Source organism: Microcystis sp. M53598_WE2, assembly GCF_030067735.1.
Classification (GTDB): Bacteria; Cyanobacteriota; Cyanobacteriia; order Cyanobacteriales; family Microcystaceae; genus Microcystis; species Microcystis aeruginosa.
Genome location: NZ_JASJFE010000625.1, coordinates 1 through 1624 on the forward strand (window position 1 = coordinate 1; position 1624 = coordinate 1624).

3 protein-coding genes are annotated in these 1624 nt (G+C 35.5%); 1 reads left to right on the top strand and 2 read right to left on the bottom strand.

What is annotated here, in order from left to right; all coding sequences use genetic code 11:
• Positions 1-188: 188 nt before the first annotated feature.
• The gene (locus PX636_RS12725) at positions 189-452 is read right to left on the bottom strand and encodes a PIN domain-containing protein (RefSeq protein WP_288117467.1); all 264 of its coding nucleotides are present in this window, start codon (positions 450-452) and stop codon (positions 189-191) included.
• A gap of 15 nt (positions 453-467) precedes the next feature.
• Positions 468-770 carry a DUF433 domain-containing protein gene (locus PX636_RS12730; protein ID WP_288117468.1) on the bottom strand — a complete coding sequence of 101 codons (303 nt, stop codon included), beginning with the start codon at positions 768-770 and terminating at the stop codon, positions 468-470.
• Between the two features lie 551 nt (positions 771-1321).
• On the opposite strand from PX636_RS12730, the gene PX636_RS12735 reads away from it, so the two are divergent.
• The gene (locus tag PX636_RS12735) at positions 1322-1531 is read left to right on the top strand and encodes a hypothetical protein (RefSeq protein WP_002747310.1); all 210 of its coding nucleotides are present in this window, start codon (positions 1322-1324) and stop codon (positions 1529-1531) included.
• Positions 1532-1624: the final 93 nt, after the last annotated feature.

Consider the following 1624-nt stretch of genomic DNA (forward strand, 5'->3'; position numbering starts at 1 on the left):
ATTGTTACCTCTAAAGGAGAAATAATAGTCAAAATCCCGTAGCCATTGAGTAAATTAATTTGATTATAGCCTTTCATTTTATCTAGGCGCACAATATGTTTAAAATTCCATGATATGATGGCAGCCGCTCTAGCTATTGTAGCAGCCGCTACATGAGTAGCATCATTAATAGACTTTGATGTAACAACTCATTCATTGATATAAGCATCCCTTAACTGTAAAACTTCAGGTGTTATCTTAACTACTTCAATAACTCTCTGCGGAATCGATAATAAAATATCTTTAACCGCTTGGGGGGCATTAATTAATTCGCTAACAATGATATCACTCATTAACAAAATAAACTTTTCTTGCTTAATGGCTTCCATCAATTGATTGGACTCTAAGGAAAATTCATCATCTAAACAGCCTCCAATGACTGATGTATCGATATAAATTCTAAGTTGTTTCATAACGATTTTAGCTCGTCAATTTAATATTTTCTCAATTAAAGATGGTTTGTTGCCTTGTAGTTGTTTAGCAAAAGTTTCTCCTGCTTCAAGTTGTCGTCTAATTTCTTCTCGATTGTCATGGTAATAGGCCAAGGCCGCATAAACATCTGCTAGGGTGATAGTAGGATGATGATAAATAATTTCATCTGGTGACATTCCCATTCTTTCATGCCAAATTACAAGATCTTGAACTTTAATTCGATGTCCAGCAATACGAGGTTTTCCACCACAGATACCAGGAGTGATTTCAATATGTTGTGAGATAACTAAAGATGACATAATTACTTACCAATAATATTAATAAATTGTTATTATCGTACCATTTTTTCCCCAGTAAGGCAACATCACTGCGATCGCCGATATTGTAGGTTGGGTTGAGGCACGAAACCCAACAGGATCAACTATAGCAATTCTCTAACTTATGAGGTACAGTAGCAACAGTGAGTAAACCAATTGCGAATATATTTTTGAGTAACTTGTAACATAGTGCGATCGCCGATTTGGTAGATTGGGTTGAGACACGAAACCCAAGATGATCAACTATTAATTTATACTAAATTCGGTTATTAAAAACTGATTATTTATTCCCCCTTTTGCCTCTTGCCTTCTGCCTCTTGCCTCTCCTGATATGTAGCCTATGCTCAACGGATTTAGTATTATTTGGTTGGTGTTGGGTTGCACTTTGTTTAACTACATTTTGGCAATAAAGAGGCGATTAGGGTTGATAAACGGCGAACGCTAATCTTGTAAGCTTTAAAAAGTGCTATCTAAAAAACTAAACAAACTATAATTAAAATTACTGCAAAAATTTAGAGAGTAAAGAAGGAAATATGACAGAAATAGTTTTTTTAGTGGAAGATGCACCGGAAGGGGGATATACAGCAAGGGCATTAGGCGAGTCTATTTTTACCGAAGCCGATGATTTACAGTCTTTACGAGAAATGGTAAAAGATGCCGTTAATTGTCATTATGATGATAGGGAAAATCGCCCTAAAATTATTCGTTTACATATTGTTAGGGATGAGGTATTTGCGGTATGAAGCTACCCAGAGATTTATCCAGTGATGACTTAATCAAAAAATTGTCTGAGTTAGGTTATGAAGTGAGTCGTCAAACGGGTAGCCATATTAGAC